Annotated in this window: 19 protein-coding genes; 9 read left to right on the forward strand and 10 right to left on the reverse strand. The window is 69.1% G+C overall.

The genetic code is table 11. From position 1 onward, the window contains the following. Positions 1 to 111 precede the first annotated feature (111 nt). Entirely contained in the window at positions 112 to 1,263 is a 1,152-nt protein-coding gene (locus AB0H76_RS26965; RefSeq protein ID WP_357329371.1) for a hypothetical protein, read from the forward strand. Positions 1,264 to 1,275: 12 nt separating this feature from the next. Here AB0H76_RS26965 and AB0H76_RS26970 read toward each other — a convergent pair whose 3' ends face one another. Beyond that, positions 1,276 to 1,794 carry a hypothetical protein gene (locus AB0H76_RS26970; protein WP_357329373.1) on the reverse strand — a complete coding sequence of 173 codons (519 nt, stop codon included), beginning with the start codon at positions 1,792 to 1,794 and terminating at the stop codon, positions 1,276 to 1,278. A 402-nt stretch (positions 1,795 to 2,196) separates the two neighbouring features. Here AB0H76_RS26970 and AB0H76_RS26975 point away from each other — a divergent pair, with 402 nt between their 5' ends. Continuing rightward, positions 2,197 to 3,486, forward strand: a complete 1,290-nt coding sequence (locus tag AB0H76_RS26975; RefSeq protein ID WP_357329375.1) for a hypothetical protein — start codon at positions 2,197 to 2,199, stop codon at positions 3,484 to 3,486. Positions 3,487 to 3,584: 98 nt separating this feature from the next. Next, positions 3,585 to 3,830, forward strand: a complete 246-nt coding sequence (locus AB0H76_RS26980; RefSeq protein WP_357329377.1) for a hypothetical protein — start codon at positions 3,585 to 3,587, stop codon at positions 3,828 to 3,830. Here the strand turns inward: AB0H76_RS26980 and AB0H76_RS26985 are convergent. From AB0H76_RS26985 to AB0H76_RS27010, 6 genes are all read right to left on the reverse strand, one after another. Then, the gene (locus AB0H76_RS26985; RefSeq protein ID WP_357329379.1) at positions 3,823 to 4,572 is read right to left on the reverse strand and encodes a DUF427 domain-containing protein; all 750 of its coding nucleotides are present in this window, start codon (positions 4,570 to 4,572) and stop codon (positions 3,823 to 3,825) included. The two genes, AB0H76_RS26980 and AB0H76_RS26985, sit on opposite strands and share 8 nt — an antisense overlap. A gap of 82 nt (positions 4,573 to 4,654) precedes the next feature. After that, a complete protein-coding gene (locus tag AB0H76_RS26990; RefSeq protein WP_357329381.1) occupies positions 4,655 to 5,707 on the reverse strand; it encodes an acyl-CoA dehydrogenase family protein in 1,053 nt (350 codons plus the stop codon). Then, positions 5,704 to 6,735 (reverse strand): acyl-CoA dehydrogenase family protein, encoded by a 1,032-nt coding sequence (locus tag AB0H76_RS26995; RefSeq protein WP_357329383.1) that lies wholly within the window; start codon positions 6,733 to 6,735, stop codon positions 5,704 to 5,706. Before AB0H76_RS26995 ends, AB0H76_RS26990 begins: the two co-directional genes overlap by 4 nt. After that, on the reverse strand, positions 6,732 to 7,874 hold the full coding sequence (locus AB0H76_RS27000) for an acyl-CoA dehydrogenase family protein (RefSeq protein ID WP_357329385.1): 1,143 nt from the start codon (positions 7,872 to 7,874) through the stop codon (positions 6,732 to 6,734). Before AB0H76_RS27000 ends, AB0H76_RS26995 begins: the two co-directional genes overlap by 4 nt. After that, entirely contained in the window at positions 7,875 to 8,750 is an 876-nt protein-coding gene (locus AB0H76_RS27005; RefSeq protein ID WP_357329387.1) for an enoyl-CoA hydratase, read from the reverse strand. After that, a complete protein-coding gene (locus AB0H76_RS27010) occupies positions 8,747 to 10,303 on the reverse strand; it encodes a FadD3 family acyl-CoA ligase (protein WP_357329389.1) in 1,557 nt (518 codons plus the stop codon). Before AB0H76_RS27010 ends, AB0H76_RS27005 begins: the two co-directional genes overlap by 4 nt. 111 nt (positions 10,304 to 10,414) lie before the next feature. Here AB0H76_RS27010 and AB0H76_RS27015 point away from each other — a divergent pair, with 111 nt between their 5' ends. From AB0H76_RS27015 to AB0H76_RS27035, 5 genes are all read left to right on the forward strand, one after another. Continuing rightward, the gene (locus tag AB0H76_RS27015; RefSeq protein WP_357329391.1) at positions 10,415 to 11,605 is read left to right on the forward strand and encodes an acyl-CoA dehydrogenase family protein; all 1,191 of its coding nucleotides are present in this window, start codon (positions 10,415 to 10,417) and stop codon (positions 11,603 to 11,605) included. Then, positions 11,605 to 12,399 (forward strand): SDR family oxidoreductase, encoded by a 795-nt coding sequence (locus AB0H76_RS27020; protein ID WP_357329392.1) that lies wholly within the window; start codon positions 11,605 to 11,607, stop codon positions 12,397 to 12,399. The genes AB0H76_RS27015 and AB0H76_RS27020 overlap by 1 nt, the downstream gene beginning before the upstream one ends. Before the next feature lie 251 nt (positions 12,400 to 12,650). Continuing rightward, on the forward strand, positions 12,651 to 13,382 hold the full coding sequence (locus AB0H76_RS27025) for a hypothetical protein (RefSeq protein WP_357329394.1): 732 nt from the start codon (positions 12,651 to 12,653) through the stop codon (positions 13,380 to 13,382). A gap of 51 nt (positions 13,383 to 13,433) precedes the next feature. Then, entirely contained in the window at positions 13,434 to 14,060 is a 627-nt protein-coding gene (locus tag AB0H76_RS27030; RefSeq protein WP_357329396.1) for a TetR/AcrR family transcriptional regulator, read from the forward strand. Between the two features lie 14 nt (positions 14,061 to 14,074). Beyond that, positions 14,075 to 15,256, forward strand: coding sequence for an acetyl-CoA C-acetyltransferase (locus AB0H76_RS27035; RefSeq protein ID WP_357329397.1), 1,182 nt, complete (start codon positions 14,075 to 14,077; stop codon positions 15,254 to 15,256). Positions 15,257 to 15,280: 24 nt separating this feature from the next. Here AB0H76_RS27035 and AB0H76_RS27040 read toward each other — a convergent pair whose 3' ends face one another. After that, positions 15,281 to 16,255, reverse strand: coding sequence for a helix-turn-helix transcriptional regulator (locus AB0H76_RS27040; RefSeq protein WP_357329399.1), 975 nt, complete (start codon positions 16,253 to 16,255; stop codon positions 15,281 to 15,283). Positions 16,256 to 16,357: 102 nt separating this feature from the next. On the opposite strand from AB0H76_RS27040, the gene AB0H76_RS27045 reads away from it, so the two are divergent. After that, positions 16,358 to 17,113: an SDR family oxidoreductase gene (locus tag AB0H76_RS27045; protein WP_357329401.1), complete on the forward strand. Its 756-nt coding sequence runs from the start codon at positions 16,358 to 16,360 to the stop codon at positions 17,111 to 17,113. A gap of 21 nt (positions 17,114 to 17,134) precedes the next feature. Here the strand turns inward: AB0H76_RS27045 and AB0H76_RS27050 are convergent, their stop codons facing one another. Continuing rightward, on the reverse strand, positions 17,135 to 17,401 hold the full coding sequence (locus AB0H76_RS27050; protein ID WP_357329403.1) for a Txe/YoeB family addiction module toxin: 267 nt from the start codon (positions 17,399 to 17,401) through the stop codon (positions 17,135 to 17,137). Beyond that, positions 17,398 to 17,679, reverse strand: a complete 282-nt coding sequence (locus AB0H76_RS27055; protein ID WP_357329405.1) for a type II toxin-antitoxin system prevent-host-death family antitoxin — start codon at positions 17,677 to 17,679, stop codon at positions 17,398 to 17,400. The genes AB0H76_RS27050 and AB0H76_RS27055 overlap by 4 nt, the downstream gene beginning before the upstream one ends. Positions 17,680 to 17,752: the final 73 nt, after the last annotated feature.

The following is a 17,752-nucleotide window of genomic DNA, read 5'->3' on the forward strand; positions in this document are numbered from 1 at the left end:
TCCACACGCCCAGGCGTGCGGAGCCTTTCGCGTTCGAGCGGTCGGCACGGCCGGTGGTCTGTTAGCGTCGCCCGGTAGGTGATCTACCCGGGGGGAAAATTGATCGGTCGAATGACGTTCGTCGCCATGTCCGCGGCGGCGCTGCTGGCGGGCGGCACGATGACCGCCGGTGCGGCCCCGGACGCGTCCTCGGTGCTGCCCCGCCCGAGCGGCGAGTACGACGTCGGTACAACGACTTTGCACCTGATCGATGACACCCGGCCGGATCCGTTCGTGCCCGAGCGGTCGCGCGAGTTGATGGTGTCGGTGTTCTATCCGGCCGCCGACGTCGCCCGGTATCCGCGGGCGCACTACGTCTCCACCGCGCTGCTTCCCGAACTCGAGAAGCAGGCCGGCGTCCAGCTTCCGGGCCTGCTGACCAACGCGTACACCGACGCGCCCGCGCGCCCGGGGGAGACCTATCCGGTGGTCTTCTATTCACCAGGCGCCGGCGTCTCGCGGATCTGGGCCGCCGGTTTGGCCGAGGACCTGGCGAGTCGCGGCTATGTGGTGGTCACCATGGACCACAGCTATGAAACCGACCCCGGGGTGGAATTTCCCGGCGGCAGAGTGCTGCCGCCCGTGCGGTTTCCGGCATTCGACCGGGAGGTCCGCCGCGAGTACCTGGCCGCACGGCTGGCCGATACCCGGTTCGTCCTGGACGCGGTGACCGAGTTGGCCCGCGGTGTGAACCCGGACGCCGGGCGGCGCGCGCTGCCTCCGGGGCTCGATCGCGCACCGGATCTGGAACGCGTCGGCATGGTGGGACATTCGCTCGGCGGCTTCGTCGCGGTCGAGGCGATGCACGAGGACCGGCGCATCGATGCCGCCGTCGACCTCGACGGGCAACTCGGGATCGACGAGGAGTTCGGGCGCTCGGTCACCGCGGGCGTCGATCGGCCGGTCCTGGTGCTGACCAGTGCGCAGATCGAGGAGGTCGGCGACGCGAATCCGTCGCTGGCGGCTTTCTGGCAGCGCGGTACCGGCTGGAAACGGCAACTGACGATGCGGGATTCGGCGCACTACGACTACACCGATATGCCGCTGTTCATCCCCGAGCCGGCCCGGCGCGCGGCCGCGACCTATGCCGGACCGATTTCCGCCGCACGCTCCTCGGCCCTGACGCGCACTTACGTCGCCGCGATGTTCGACAGGTTCCTCCGCGACCGTCCGAGCGCCCTGCTCGATCAACCCACCGACCAGGAGATGGCCGTAGTGCGCTGACCGTTCCGGCGGCTAGGCGGAGCCGGCGCGCAGGGCGAACCAGCCGGTGGTCGGGTCGGCGTGACCGTGGTAGAGCACGGGGATGCGCTGGTCGACGGCGAAGTGGCGGTAGACGGCGAGCATGGCCGTGCGGACGGCGTGATCCTGGAAGTCGTCGACGCGGCGCGGGCCGATGGGGTGTTCGGGGAGGGTGGCCAGGCGGGTCAGTTCGTCGGGGTCGGCCGAGTCCAGGCCGAGCGGCTCCGGGTCGTTGATGAGGTGGTCGTGCAGGACCGTGCGGGTGCGGGCGGTGTCCGGCGGGCCGGTGCCGAAGGCGTGGAATTCGGCGCGGACCGAGCTGGCCGGGTCGACCTGGGATTGCATCAGCCGGCGGAGTTCGGCGGCGCCCGCGGCACCGGCGGGGACCTGCTCCACCAGGTGCAGGATGCAGCCGCCGCGAACCAGGGGTTCCGGGGCGAGGAAGAGCGCGAGGGCGGGGCCGGGATACTCCCGGCAGGTCAGACAGACCTTGGTGTGCGTCGGATCAGCCATGATGCCCTCCTTCGAGGGGAGGCTTTCGGTCGCTGGTGGTTGTCTTCGCAGTATAGGCCGCGGAGTTACTGCGTGAAACTCCGAGTTCTGCTGTGCGGCCGAATTCGCATTCACCAAAGCATTCGAACGTGAATATGTCCCGGCGTCAGGACAATACCGACGCGCCGAAGACGAACTGCCGCTGCTCGGCCGTCGACGGCGCATCCTGCGGTAGCGTCCATGCAGGTCTTCGCCTGGTAGCAGCGGCGATCGAGGTACCGGGCGCCAATTACCCGGGCCCTGAGCGCAATTCCCGAACGGGAGCTGACGACCTGACGCGAATTCTTTCTCCGGTGCTTTCTCCCACTGCGTAATGAATGCGAGGTTCCGTTGAGAATTGCCCCAGCCATTGGTATCGCGGCCATGACCGCCGCGGCCATCACCGTTGCCGCGGCGCCCGCGTACGCGGGGCCGCCGATCACCGGGCCCACCGATATCGACTGCCCGGCACTGGGAGATTGGGGTAACCCCAACGACCCCATCCCGCCGCGCCCCCCGGAGTGCGGGGAGAACGACTGGGAGCTGCTGCCCGGAATCCGTATGCGCAGCAGCGCTTACAACCGGGTCTCCACCATCTACGGCCCGGACGGGTCGATCACCTTCGTCGGCAGCGAGCACTATCAGGTGCGCGATCGCACTGGCGAGGTGCTGCTCGGCCAGCAAGGCGAAGACCTGCACCACCTTCCGTTCGGGCAGGAGGTGCCGCCGCCGCTGCCGCAGGTGCTGCCGCAGGAGTCGCGGCACGAGCAGGCGGTGCGCGACGGCCTGTCGCGCGTGCAGGTTTCGCCGCTGCCGGGCTGGGATTACACCGGTGATCTCAGCGACAGTTCGGCGTTCCTGAACACCCCGATGGGCAGCGTCACCGTGCAGGCGCCGGGCACCGGGCCGGACCCCGAGCACGTCATGCCGGGACCCGACGGGGAACGACGGTGGCAGCCGATCAACAACTTCCAGGTGCTCGACGCCCAGGGCCGCTACATGCTGGGCAACACCCTGACCTTCGGTTCGCCGATGGCGATCTGGCCGAACGCGGCGGTGCCGTGCCCGGCCGGCACGGTGCCGGTGTCACAGCTGACCGAGGAGAACGTCGAGGCCGCGCTGACGGCCGACGAGCTGCCGCCGCCGATCTGCCAGGTGCCGGATACCGTTCCGCTGAGCGGCAATCGGGCGATCGACGACAGCCCCGAGGTGCAGAAGCAGAAGGACATCAACGACGCCTACAGCGCCGTGGCCACGCAGTTCGGGCTGGCCGTCAGCATCGGCGGACTGGTCGGCGGCGCCGTCGGCCTGTCGGCGGGCTGCCTGATCGGTCTCTTCGGCGGCGCGGGCGCGGGCTCGTTGTCCTCGATCCCGGGCATCGCGGCCGGCACGCTCGGCGGCTGCCTGGCCGGCGCCGCGCTGCTCGGCGTGATCGGCACCACCGCGGGCAGCTTGCTGCTCGGTATTCCGGTGGGTATCGCCTCGGGCATCAACGCTTACAACACCCTGAAGTTGCAGGGTGCGGTGGCCAAGGAGCTCGCCGAGGACGAGGTGTCGAAGGTGGTCGCGATCAGCGGCCTCTCCGAGCAGCTGACCCCGGTGTTCCCGTGGCTGGCCGACAAGCCCGACCCGGCGCAGACCTTGGAGCTGGCGGCGCCGCTGCCCGAGATCTGATGTTCTGACGCAGTTGCGAAGGCCCTGCCGTGCGACGGCGGGGCCTTCCGCTGTCGCACGGTCTTGACGGCGTGCGCGGTCCGGTCGACAGTGGAGGGGTGCGCGGGATTGCCGAAGAACTCGACCGGGCCCCGGCCCTGGGATTCGACCGGGTGGGCGCGGTCGAGATGACCCTGACCCCGATCGGCGCCGGTGATTTCCACGGCTCGATCGAGGAGATCGCCCGCGCGGCCACCGAGATCGGCGGCGAGTACTTCCACGTGACCAATTCGCTGGGCGCGCGCATCACCGCGGAGGTCTACCGGCGCGAACCGCGCCCGCGCCGCCGGCGCTGGTTCAGCTGAACGGGCTGTGCGGGCGATCCTGCAGCTCGCCGTCGAGATAGATGTCGACCTTCTCGTTGTAGAAGCAGGCCAGGCCCTGGATCTTCTGGCTCTCCGGCACCGGTGTGCGATAGATCCACACGTAATCGGCGTACTCGTTGTCGCCGACCCGCACATTCCAGTAGTCCGCGTTGCCCTTGTAGGGGCAGCTGCTGTGGGTATCGGAATCCACCAGCAGGTCCATCCGCACATCGGTCAGCGGCAGGTAATACCGTGGCGGCAGCCCGGTTTCGAACAGGATCCGCGGCGATCGGGAGTCGGCGACGGTGACGCCGTCGATCTCCACCCGCACCTGGCGGGTGGAGGCCAGGATGTCGACCCGTGAGTACGGATCCCGCGGATGCACATAGACGGGTTCGTCTTCCTCGAACCATTCGTCCATCGCGTTCCAGGCCAGCCGGACCAGCTCGTTCAGGCCCGGCACCGGCGAATCATGGTAGCGCAGTGCGGCATTCTCCGCGGTGATGCCGTTGATGACGACGTCGTACCCGGTGCCGGTGCCGAGCCCGGGGGAGTGGTCGGCGCCGCCGCTGGGTTCGAGTTTCGCGCGCAGATCCACCGCGGGCAGATAGTAGGTGGGGTAATACGGGTGCTCCCAGACCAGCGCCGGCCTGGTGCTGTCGGCCACCAGATGCCCGCCGAGGTAGACCCGGACTCGCTTGTGCGAGGTCTCGATCTTCACCGCGCCTATCGGATCGCCCATACTTCTCGACCGTACCCGCATCACCCCGCCGCCCCCAGGGCGTGGCCGTCCCGGCATGTCATCGCCGCCGGGACGGCCACGGCTAGGCCGAATGTGCCAGCGGCCTGCGGGGATTGCCGAACAGCTGCGCGGTGCCGTGCGCGCGCTTGAAGAACAATTGCGCGTCGTGTTCCCAGGTGATGGCGATACCGCCGTGCAGTTGCACGGTTTCGGCGGCGATCCGGGTGAACGCCGCCGAGCAGTGCAGCCGGGCGGCCCACACCTCCTCGGCCGCCGACGGGCTGTCCTCGGCGACCGCGACAGCGGCCGCGAGCGCGGCCGAGCGCGCGGATTCCAGCAGCACGTACATATCGGCCATCCGATGCTTGAGCGCCTGGAAGCTGCCGATCGCCCGGCCGAACTGGACTCGGGACTTGCTGTATTCGACCGTGGTGTCCAGGCACCACTGCATCGCGCCGACCTGTTCGGCGGCGACCGCGGCCCAGGCGATTTCGCGCAGGCGCGCGACGATCGGCCCGACGTCGGCGGTACCGAGGCGACGCCCGGTCACGTCCGCGAAGGTGAGCTCGGACAGCTTGCGGGTGGGGTCCATGGTCGCGACCGCGCGGCGGGTGACACCCGCGGCCTCGCCATCGACCTCGAACACGCCTGCCGCGGTGAGCACGATCAAGGTGTCGGCGTGCGTGCCGAGCACATAGTGCGCTGTCCCGCTGAGCGTCTCGCCCTCGGCGCGCACGCCGAAGTCGTCCCAGCCGGTCGCGGCGGCCCAGCACACCGCAAGGGTCCGGGTACCCGCGGCCAGGTCCGGCAGCAGCCGGGCACAGGCCTCGGTGTCACCGGAGAGCAGCACGGCCTGGGCGCCGAGCACCGCCGAGCCCAGCATCGGCACGTCGGCCAGGGTCCGGCCCAACTCGCCGACCACCAGCAGGGATTCGAGCAGCGACGCGCCGATGCCGTCGTAGTCCTCCGGGATCGCCAGCGCCGCGACACCGATCTGCTCGCACAGCCGCTGCCACAGCGCGGTGCCGTAGCCGGCCTCGGTCTCGCTCCCCGCGCGCACGGCGGCGCTGCCCGCGTGCTTGGTGAGCAGGGCGCGCAGGGAGGCGGTGAACTCCTGATGCTCCGCGCTGGTCATGCCTCACCCCGCAACATCCGGGCCTGAACGGACTCGTCGCGCAGGGCGCGGGCGATCCGGGACCGATGCAGATCCGGGGTACCCCAGGCGGATCGGAGCGCGGTCACCTTGGTCAGCCACAGCGACAGGTCGTATTCGGCGGTGTAGCCGATCGCGCCGTGCACCTGCAACGCCGCCCGCGCGGCGCCGTACGCGGCATCACCGCAGGCGACCACGGCGGCCGAGACATCGCGGGCGCGGGTCGGCTCACCCAGGGTCAGCGCCGCGCGGAACAGCAGCGGCTCGGCCAGATCCAGCGCGATCAGCACATCGGCGAGCTTCTGCTTCACGGCCTGGAATTCGCCGATCGGCTTGCCGAACTGCTTGCGTTGCTTGGCGTACTCGGTGGCCTGGTGCAGCAGCGCGCGGCCCGCGCCGAGCAGCTGCGCCGCGCAGGCCAGCGCGCCGGTGTCGAACGCGGCGGCGGCGGCCTCGACCACCGCGTCACCCTCGACGACCGCCGCGTCCGGGCTGACGGTGAACAACCGGCGGGCCGGGTCCACCGAGCGCACCAGCGTGCGGTGCTCGGCCTGGCACAGCTCGGCGCCGGCCACCACCAGCACCACCTCGGCCGTGTCGGCGTCCAGGACCACCGGATCCGAATCCGGCGCGGCGAAGGCGATGGTGCCCAGCGCGGTGCCCTCGGCGAAGCCGGGGAGCCAGCGCTGCGCCAGCTCCGGATCCGGGAGTGCTTGCAGCAGGGCGGGAATCGCGGCGGCGGTCTCCACCAGCGGTCCGGGCACCCCGGCGCGGCCGATCTCCAGGAACGCCACGACCAGGTCGATCGGCTCCGCGCCGACTCCGCCGTTGTCCTCGGTGATCGCCAGGCCGAGCACGCCGGAATTGGCGAGCTGACGGATCAACCCCCGCCCGGCGCGGGCGTCACCGGCGGCCCAGGCGCGCACCGCGGCGGGCGTCTGCCCGGCGTCGAGCAGCTTGCGGACGCTGGTGCCGAAGTCGAGTTGTTCCGGGCTGAGCGCGAACCTCACCGGCTGCTCCCTCTAGGTAGTCCGAGCAGCCGCTCGGCGATGATATTGCGCTGGATCTCGTTGGTGCCTGCGTAGATCGGGCCGGACAGCGAGAACAGGTAGCCGTCGGTCCAGGGCCCGGCCAGCTCGCCCGCCGAACCCAGCACATCCAGCGCGGTCTCGTGCATGGCGATGTCGAGTTCGGACCAGAAGACCTTGGTGATCGAGGATTCCGCGCCGAGCTTGCCGCCCTCGTTGAGCCGGGTGACAGTGCCGAAGGTGTGCAGCCGGTAGGCCTCACTGCCCAGCCAGGCGTCCACCACGGCATCGCGCTGCGCGGTGTTGGTGCGGTCGCCGGTTTCCAGCCACAGCTCGACCAGCCGCTCCGCGGTGGCGCTGAACCGGCCGGGGCTGCGCAGCGAGAGGCCGCGCTCGTTGCTGGAGGTGCTCATGGCCACCCGCCAGCCCTCGTTCGGCGCGCCGATCACGTCGCGGTCCGGCACGAACACGTCGTCGAGGAAGATCTCGGCGAAGCCGGGCTCACCGTCGAGCTGCGGAATCGGGCGCACCGAGACGCCGTCGCCGTTCAGCGGGAACATCACATAGGTGAGCCCGCGGTGCCGTTCGGCCTCCGGGTCGCTGCGGAAGAGCCCGAAGGCCCAGTCCGCGAACGCCGCCCGCGAGCTCCAGGTCTTCTGGCCGCTCAGCAGCCAGCCGCCGTCGGTGCGGCGCGCGGTGGAGCGGATGCCGGCCAGATCGCTGCCCGCCTCGGGCTCGGACCAGGCCTGCGCCCAGATGTCGTCGCCGCGCGCCATCCGCGGCATGATCCGTTCCAGCTGCTCGGGGGTGCCGTGCTCGAACAGCGTCGGCGCGAGCAGGAAGATGCCGTTCTGGCTGACCCGCCCGGGTGCGCCCGCGGCGTAGTACTCCTGCTCGAAGAGCACCCATTCCAGCAGCGAGGCATCGCGCCCGCCGAATTCCGCGGGCCAGGACACCACCGAGAGCCGCGCCTCGGCGAGCGTGCGCTCCCAGTCGCGGTGCGCCTCGAATCCGGCTTTGGTGTCCATCGAGGCCAACGGCGTGGCGGGTTTGGTGGCGGCGAGGAATTCGCGGACTTCGCGCTGGAATTCCTGGGTCGCCTGGTCGAAATCCAGATCCACTTACCTTGTCCCGTTCTGCTGAGTCGCGGTGGCCTTCATCGACTTGGCGTTCATGCCGCCCAGCGAATCGGCGCCGACCTCGGCGTTGTGCGCGTGCGCGAAATGATGCAGCCCGAACACCGAATCCATGCCGCTGCGCAGGCCCATCAGGTCCTCGGCCTGGTTGACGGCCTTCTTGGTCAGGGCGAGCCCGAATTGCGGCATGGCGGCGATCTTCTCGGCCAGCGCCAGGGTCTGCGCCTCGAGTTCGGCGCGCGGCACGACCCGGTTGACCATGCCCCACTCCTTGGCCTGCGCCGCGTCGAAGCGATCGCCGGTGAACAGGAATTCCTTGGCCGCGCGCGGGCCCATCACCCAGGGGTGCGCGAAATACTCGACACCCGGAATGCCCATTCGCACCACGGGATCGGAGAAGAACGCGTCGTCGGCGGCGATGATCATGTCGCAGACCCAGGCCAGCATCAGCCCGCCCGCGATGCAGGCGCCCTGCACCATCGCGATGGTCGGCTTCGGGATCTCGCGCCAGCGCCGGCACATGCCGAGATACACCTCGGTCTCGCGGGCGAAACGCTGATCGCCGCCGGCCCGGTCGACGTGGTCCCACCACAGCGCGGCCTTGTTCTCGTAGCGCACATGGTGATCGCGGCCGGGCGTGCCGATGTCGTGGCCGGCGCTGAAGTGTTTCCCGTTGCCCGCCAGCACGATCACGCCGACCTCGGGGTCCTCGACCGCGCGCACGAACGCGGCGTCCAGGGCGTAGGTCATCACCGAGTTCTGGGCATTGCGGTAGTCCGGCCGATTCAGCGTGATGATCGCGACCCGGCCCCGGACCTCATAGGTGACGACTTCACCCTCGTCGGGAACACCCTCACTCATTTGATCTCCTCACGTAGTTCGCGCTTGAGCACTTTCCCCGCGGCGCTGTAGGGCAGCTGATCGCGGAATTCGACGAAGCGCGGCACCTTGAAGTTGGCCAGCACCGTCGAGGCGTGCGCGCGCACGTCTTCCTCGGTCACCGCCGCGCCCTGCTTGCGCACCACGTACGCCTTACCGACCTCGCCCATCCGGGTGTCGGGCACCCCGATGACCGCGGACTCGGCGACGCCGTCGAGCCGGGCCAGCGCCTGCTCGACCTCGGCCGGGTAGACGTTGAATCCGCCCGAGATGTACATGTCCTTGAGCCGGTCGGTGATCTTCAGATAGCCGCGCTCGTCGATGGTGCCGATGTCGCCGGTGTGCAACCAGCCCTCGGCATCGATGGTTTCGGCGGTGCTCTTCGGATCGTCGAGATAACCCAGCATCACGTTCGGGCCGCGCAGCAGCACCTCACCCGCGGGGCTGAGCCGCAGTTCGAAATCGGCGACCGGCCGGCCACAGGTGTTGGCGATGGTCTCGGCGTCGTCGTCGACCCGGCACATGGTGCCGAAACCGGCGGCCTCGGCCAGCCCGTAACCCGTGATGACGACATCGAATCGGAGCTCGGAACGCATCCGCTCGACCAGCACCACCGGCACCGTCGCGGCGCCGGTGACCGCCACCCGCAGACTGCTCAGATCGAACTGCTCGCGCTCCGGGAAATCCAGGATCGTCTGGTAGATCGTCGGCGGCCCGGGCAGCACGGTGATCTGCTCCTCGGCGATCAGCCGCATGGTCTGCGGCACGTCGAAGGTGGCCTGCGGCACGATCGTCGCCCCGCTCACCAGGCAGGCCAAGATGCCGGCCTTGTAGCCGAAGTTGTGGAAGAACGGGCTCACCACCAGGTAGCGATCCTCGGCCCGCAGGGTGGTGCACGCGGCCCAGGCCCGCACCACCGACAGCGCCTGCCGGTGCACGACCAGCGTTCCCTTGCTGCGCCCGGTGGTGCCGGAGGTGAAGAGGATGTCGGACAGGTCCTCGGGGGCGACGGCCTCGGCGCGCTTGCGGGCCTCGGCCACCGAGACCGTGGCGGCGACGCCGGCCAGGTCCGAGAAATTCAGTGTGTGCGTATCGGCAGGCACCGCGGAATCGGGCTCGATCGGGATCACCACGGCCGTCGGGATCGCCAGCCCCGGTGCCGCGGCGCGCAATTCGGCCAGCCGATCGCGTCCGAGGAAGGTGCCGGCGATGAACAGCGCCTTGGCGTCGACCCGCTCCAGCACGTCGGCGGCCTCGTCGGCCACGTACCGGGTGTTCAGCGGCACCAGCGCCGCGCCCGCGTAGTGCGCGCCGAGCGCGGCCAGCACCCAGTGATGGGTGTTCGGCGCCCACATGGCGACGCGGTCGCCGGGTTGCACGCCGCGCGCGATCAACGCTCGCGCCACCTCCTGGACCGCGTCGAGCAGCTGATTCCAGCTCAGCCGGACCGCGCCATCGGCGAGGGCCGGTGCGTCGCCGTAGGTGCGCGCGGCGTCGTGCAGTGCCATCGGTGTCGTCTGTGCAGGGTTTGTCACGGTTGTCCTCACCGTCCGCTGGGCCGCTCCGCTGACCTTTTCGAGCGACCTGCAGCAGTCGCTAGATCTAGAGGCTAACAAAGCAAGTGCTTGGTAGGTTATCCTACCGTCGTGGTTGCGATCCAGACCTCAGATTCCAGTACCGCCGCACAGGATGCGGCCTTTTCCGCGGAAGTGCGCGAGTGGCTGGAGCAGAACCTCAATGGCGAATTCCGCGCGCTGCGCGGACTCGGCGGTCCCGGCCGCGAGCACGAGGCGTTCGACGAACGGCTCGCCTGGGACCGGCATCTCGCCGCGGCCGGGTGGACCTGCCTCGGGTGGCCCGCGGAGTACGGGGGCCGCGACGCCACCGTGCGCCAGCAGGTGATCTTCCACGAGGAGTACGCCAAGGCGAACGCGCCCGCGCGGGTCTCCCACGTCGGTGAGGAACTGCTCGGCCCGACCGTGCTGGCCTTCGGCACCCAGGCCCAGAAGGACCGGTTCCTGCCCGGGGTCCGCAATGTCACCGAGCTGTGGTGCCAGGGCTACTCCGAGCCCGGCGCGGGCTCGGACCTGGCCGCGGTCAGCACCTCGGCCCACCTGGACGGCGACGAGTGGTCGGTGAACGGCCAGAAGATCTGGACCTCGCTGGCGCACGTGGCCGACTGGTGCTTCGTCATCGCGCGCACCGAGAAGGGATCGGCGCGTCACAAGGGCCTGTCCTACCTGCTGGTGCCGATGAACCAGCCGGGCATCGAGGTGCGCCCGATCATCCAGCTCACCGGGACCTCGGAATTCAACGAGGTCTTCTTCGACAACGCCCGCACCGCCGCCGATCTCGTCATCGGCGAACCGGGGGCGGGCTGGCGCATCGCGATGGGCACGCTGGCCTTCGAGCGCGGCGTCTCCACCCTCGGCCAGCAGATCCGCTTCGCCCAGGAACTCGCCGACGTCGAGGCGCTGGCCCGGCGCACCGGCGCGGCCGAGGACCCGCTGATCGCGGACCGGATCGATCGGGCCTGGGTCGGCCTTCGCGTGATGCGCGCCCACGCCATCCGCACCATGGCCAGCGCGGAGGTCGACGACAGCGGGCAGGCCTCGGTGTCGAAACTGCTGTGGGCCAACTGGCATCGCGGCCTCGGCGAACTCGCCATGGCGGTGCTCGGTCCGCAGGGCCTGCTGGCCGACGACAACGACGATCTCAACGAATGGCAGCGGATGTATCTGTTCACCCGCGCCGACACGATCTACGGAGGTTCGAACGAAGTGCAGCGCAACATCATCTCCGAGCGGGTGCTCGGTCTGCCGCGAGAGGCCCGCTGATGCCTGATCTTTCTGTTGCGCCGCAACCCGTCGCCGGCCACGGGCTGCTCACCGGACGCACCGCTGTCATCACCGCCGCCGCCGGCACCGGTATCGGTTCCGCGACCGCCCGCCGGCTGCTGGCCGAGGGCGCGGACGTGGTGGTCTCGGACTGGCACGAAAGGCGGCTCGCCGAAACCGAAGTCGAACTCAAGGGCGAATTCCCGGATCGCCGGGTCGCGGCCATCGCGTGCGACGTGCAGAGCACCGAGCAGGTGAACGCACTGGTGCGCGGCGCGGCCGCGGCGCTGGGCCGGGTCGACATCATGGTCAACAACGCCGGGCTCGGCGGTGAGACGCCGGTGGTCGACATGACCGACGAGCAGTGGGACCGGGTCCTGGACATCACCCTCAACGGCACCTTCCGCTGCACCCGGGCCGCGCTGGGCTACTTCCGCGACGCCGGGCACGGCGGCGTGATCGTGAACAACGCGAGTGTGCTCGGCTGGCGGGCGCAATACGGTCAAGCCCACTATGCAGCCGCCAAGGCCGGCGTCATGGCGCTGACCCGCTGCAGTGCGGTCGAAGCCGCCGAATTGGGTGTCCGGATCAACGCGGTTTCACCGAGCATCGCTCGGCACGCATTCCTCGACAAGGTGTCCTCGTCCGAACTGCTGGACACCCTGTCCGAACGCGAGGCCTTCGGGCGCGCCGCGGAACCGTGGGAGGTGGCCGCCACCATCGCCATGCTCGCCAGCGATTACACGACTTATCTGACGGGCGAAGTGGTTTCGATCAGCAGCCAGCGCGCCTGATCTCGCGGCGGTTGCTCACCGGTCCGGCCGCGCACGGCGAGTGCGCTGTCCGCGGTCGCCCGGTGCGCCTTCTGTCCGTCATCCGGCAACCGCGAAACGACTCCGCGCAAGAGTGCGAACGCCGTCCTACATCCGCTATTTGCGCAGCATATGGGCATCTGCTCAGCTGAAAAACCATTGCGTGCCGATGCCTTTCGTGTGCCATGCTGGATGAGGTCGGATCCCGCAAACTCCCGTGAGGGGCGATGGCTATGGGCCTGGATCGCCCACATGCCCGCGAACAACTGGAACTCGATTTGGTGCGCGAAGTCGTGCTGGCCAGACGCAGACTGGACAGCTTGGTACTGGCCGCGCTGACCCTCGGTGCCGAACTCATGGACCATCGTTCCGAGCGCACCACGGCTACCCGCGCCGTACAGATACTCGAGCAGTACGCGATCGACGAGGTCGAGGTGGCGCGCGATCCGCGCGGTGCGCTACGCGAGGACATGCAGCGAGATCACGAGCGGGCCAAGCGGATCGGGCTGGATCACGCGCCCGGTCCCGGCACCGAACAGGAGCGGCGCAGACAGCGGCAGGCTTCGCTGATGCGTGAGGTGCGCGCCGATCTGCTCGAGGTGGTCCGGCGCTGTCGTCAGTTCCGCTTCGACCGGGTCACCTTCGCCGACGAGATCGCGCAGGGATTGTGCGCCGCCACCGATAAATTGGTGATCGGCGCCGATATGGACACCTATCACGCGTGGCAGCGCGGCATGGTCCTCAAGCTCATCGAGGAACCGATGCCCGACGGGCCGCCGCGGGTCATGGCAACGGTGGACGCCGGCCCCGGACGCGGGCCGCTGACCGTCGAATGGGACAGCCCCGAGCGCCGATTGGCGCTGGTCGCCCGGCTGGCGCGAGCGGGGATATCGCCGGTCGTCATCTGTGATCGACTGCTAGCCGACCTGTCCGTCTCCTCGCCCCTACGCTACTCGTTCCGCTGAGTCATAGGTCTGTTCGAAGCGGGTTGATCCGTACCGCTCTAGACCAAGCAAATGCTTGGTTGTACGATCGCCTATGTGACCGCACCTGACGTCTCGAAATCGGCAAGGCGTAATGAACTGCTCTTGCTGGCGGCCGATCTGTTCGCCCAGCGCGGGCTGCGCGCCACCACGGTCCGCGATATCGCGGACGCGGCCGGAATCCTATCCGGCAGCCTCTACCACCACTTCGATTCCAAGGAATCCATGGTGGACGAGATCCTGCGTGGCTTCCTCGATGACCTGTTCGGCCGGTACCGCGAGATCGTCACGGCGGGGCTGAGTTCGCGCGACACCTTGGAAGCGCTGGTCCTGGCCTCCTACGAATCCTTCGATCACTTCCACGCCGCGGTCGCGATCTATCAGGCCGAGGCCAAGCGCCTGCGCGGCGCCGACCGCTTCGCCTACATCGACGAATACAACAACGAATTCCGCGAACTCTGGCACAAAGTGCTCACCAACGGCGTCGCGGACGGCAGCTTCCGGGCCGAACTCGACGTCGAACTGGCCTACCGGTTCCTGCGGGACACGGTGTGGGTCGCGGTCCGCTGGTACCAGCCGGGCGGCCCCATCACCGTCGAAAACCTCGCCAAGCAGTACCTGACCATCGTGCTCGACGGACTCACCGTCCAGCACAGCTAGTTTGGAGCTCTCTCATGTCTGCACCCACCCGCCGCCCGTACGCCCCGGTCCAGGACGCCTTCGTGATCGACGCGGTGCGTACTCCGGTCGGCAAGAAGAACGGCGCGCTGGCCGCCACGCACCCGGCCGATCTCGGCGCGGCCGTGCTCAAGGGCCTGCTGGACCGCAGCCCGATCGATCCGAGCGCCGTCGACGACGTGATCGTCGGCTGCGTCGACAACATCGGACCGCAGGCGGGCAATATCGGCCGCACCGCCTGGCTGGCCGCGGGCTTCCCCGAGGAAGTTCCGGGCGTCACGGTGGACCGGCAGTGCGGATCCTCCCAGCAGGCCATCAATTTCGGCGCCCAGGCCATCATGAGCGGCACCGCCGAGGTGATCGTCGCGGGTGGCGTGCAGAACATGAGCGCGATCCCGATCTCCGCGGCGATGCTCGCGGGCAAGGAATACGGTTTCGAATCCCCGTTCGTCGGCTCGCAGGGCTGGGATCACCGCTACGGCACCGGTGAGGTGTCGCAGTTCAACGGCGCGCAGATGATCGCCGACAAGTGGGGCATCAGCCGGCTGGAGATGGAGCAGTGGGCGCTGCGCAGCCACGACCGGGCCCGCGACGCGATCAAGAACGGCCGCTTCGACAACGAGATCGTCCCCGTCGGCGAGTTCGGCATCGACCAGTGCCCGCGCGAGACCAGCCTGGAGAAGATGGCCGGGCTCAAGGTGCTCGCCGAGGGCGGCTCGCTGACCGCCGCGGTGGCCAGCCAGATTTCGGACGGCGCCAGCGCCACGCTGCTGGCCTCGGAGTGGGCGGTGCAGGAGTACGGACTGAAGCCGCGCGCTCGCATCCACCATGTCAGCGCCCGCGGCGCCGATCCGATCATGATGCTCACCGGGCCGATCCCGGCCACCAAGTGGGCGCTGGAGAAGACCGGCCTGTCCATCGAGGACATCGACGTCGCCGAGATCAACGAGGCCTTCGCTCCCGTGGTGCTGGCCTGGATCAAGGAAACCGGCATCAACCCCGACAAGGTGAACGTCAACGGCGGCGCGATCGCCCTCGGGCACCCGCTGGGCGCCACGGGCGCGAAGCTCTTCGCGACGCTGCTCAACGAGCTGGAGCGGGTGAACGGCCGCTACGGCCTGCTCACCATCTGTGAGGGTGGCGGCACCGCGAACGTCACCATCATCGAGCGCGTCTGACGGTAAGGCGGCGGCCCGCTCCGTTCAGCGCGGGCCGGCGGTGTCCGCCGGAGGATTCGGGACGGGCGGACTGATCGCCGTGAGTACCGGCCGTCCGGGAACGGCGGCGCCGCGCGCCGGGTCGGCCGCGTGGTCCAGCCCGCACATCGCTCCCGGAGCAACCGCCGCCGTCCGCGCGCGCAGCGCGGCGGCGACCGAGGCGAAGGTCGCCGCGGTGGGGGAGCCGGGTTCCGGGCAGTACACGATGATGCGCTGATCCGAGTCCGAGATGTAGAGGACCTGGCAGTCGAATTCGAGTTCGCCCAGCTCGGGATGCCGGATCTTCTTGTTGTGCCCGCGCCGCACCTCGACATCGTGCTCGGCCCACATCCGCGCGAAACGTCCCGAGGTGCCGAGCAACTCGGTGACCAGGCTCGCCAGCGCCGGATTGCCCGGGTAGCGGGCGTAGACGGCGCGCAGGTCGGCGACGGTGGAGCGGGCGAAGTTCACCGAGGCCGGCTCCGACCACGGCTCGGCGTCGTCGGGCAGGCGGAACATCCAGCGCACCATGTTCCGGTCGTCCTCGGGCACGTTCGCGAGATCGCCGATGAACGGCACCGCCATCGCATTCCACGCCAGGATGTCGTAGCAGGCGTCCACCACGTAGGCGGGGACGGCGGTGCTGTCGAGCAGCACCCGGGTCGACGGGGCGATCGTGCGATTCGGCCCCGCGGTCGTCGGCGGGTTCTCCCCGGCGATCCGGAACAGGTACTCGCGTTCGTCCGTGCTGAGCATCAGCGCCCGCCCGACCGCGGCCAGCACCTGACGTGACGGCTTCGCGCCGCGCGCCTGCTCCATCCGGATGTAATAGTCGACCGAGATCCCGGCCAGTTGCGCCACCTCTTGGCGGCGCAGCCCCGGGGTCCGCCGCCGCCCGTTCTCGGGCAGGCCCACGTCGGCCGGGTGCAGCCGCCCGCGCCGCGCGGTCAGGAATTTCGCCAGCTCGGCCCGATCGGTCATGAGTCCAGTATCGCCGCGGTGTGGCGGACCCAGCGTGGTACAGCCTGTACCAGGCTGAAGTGGTCCTCCCGCGCGGCCGCGCGCGGTGCCAGGCTCGGTCCCATGACAAACAAGCAGATCGCCCTCATCACCGGTGCCAACAGGGGCATCGGCTACGAAACCGCCCGGCAGCTCGGGGCTCGCGGCCTGACCGTGCTGGTGGGCGCCCGGTCCGCGGAACGCGGCGCCGAGGCCGCCGAGAAACTGCGTGCCGAGGGGATCGATGCCCGCGCGCTCGAAATCGATGCCACCGACGCCGCGTCCATCACCCGGGCCGCCGCCTGGATCGACGCCGAATTCGGCCGCCTCGACGTGCTGGTGAACAACGCCGGGATCTCGGGCGGCACGTTCGACAAGCCATCGGAGACCGACGTGGACCGGATGCGCGAGGTCTTCGAAACCAACGTCTTCGGCATCGTCACCGTCACCAACGCCATGCTCCCGCTGCTGCGCAACGCCCCGGCCGCGCGCATCGTGCAGGTCTCCAGCGAGGTCGGCTCCATCGGCTTCCTGATGGACCAGACCAGCCCGATGTGGTCGGCCGCCGCCATCTCCTATCCGGCGTCCAAGGCCGCGCTGAACATGGTCACCGCCATGTACGCCAAGGAACTCTGGGACACCCCGATCAAGGTCAACGCCGCCAACCCCGGCTACTGCGCCACCGACTTCAACGGCAACAGCGGCTTCCGCACCGCCACCCAGGGCGCCGAGGTCAGCGTCGCCCTGGCGACGCTGGCCGAGGACGGCCCGACCGGCCAGCTCTGGGGCTACCGCTGGGGCTCGGAGGACGACACGGTTCTCGGCCAGTTGCCCTGGTAGAGAGACAAACGGTGGGCGCAGTCATTCATAGTGGCCACGACAGGCGATGATCGATACATCGTCGTCGTTGGCCACATACACCAGTCGGTGTTCCTGGTCGATTCGCCGGGACCAGAATCCGGACAGATTCGCGCGCAGCGGCTCGGGCTTGCCGATCCCCTCGGCATTGCCGTTACGCACGATGTCGTCGATCAGGCGATTGATCTTTCCCACCATGCGTCGGTCGTCGGCGAGCCAGGACTTATAGTCGGCCCATCCGGTACTTATGAAGACCACTTTCCGAGTCACTGGCCGGAGTCCTCGGGCATCTCGACGTCGACCAGCTCGCGCGCCTCGCCCTCACCTGCCCGGTATTGTGCGATGCCCTTGGCCAGCCAGGCGGCGTTCGCGGGATTACTGAGCAGGTGGGCGGTTTCCTTCATCGAGTTGTACTCGGCCAGCGAGATCACGACGGCGGAGCCTTTGCCCCCGGATCGAGTGATGATGACTTCGTCGTTGTCCTCGGTCGCGGCGTCGAGTACCGCCGTAAAGTTCTCCCGAGCAGCGCTCTGGTGCATGGCTTGCATGAGTGATCCCTCTCCGGCTTCGTCTACGGCCTCTCAATCGTAGCAATCTAGTACTTGATCGCGTACGTGAATA

This window comes from Nocardia sp. NPDC050712 (assembly GCF_040654295.1).
In the GTDB taxonomy this organism is placed as follows: Bacteria; Actinomycetota; Actinomycetes; order Mycobacteriales; family Mycobacteriaceae; genus Nocardia.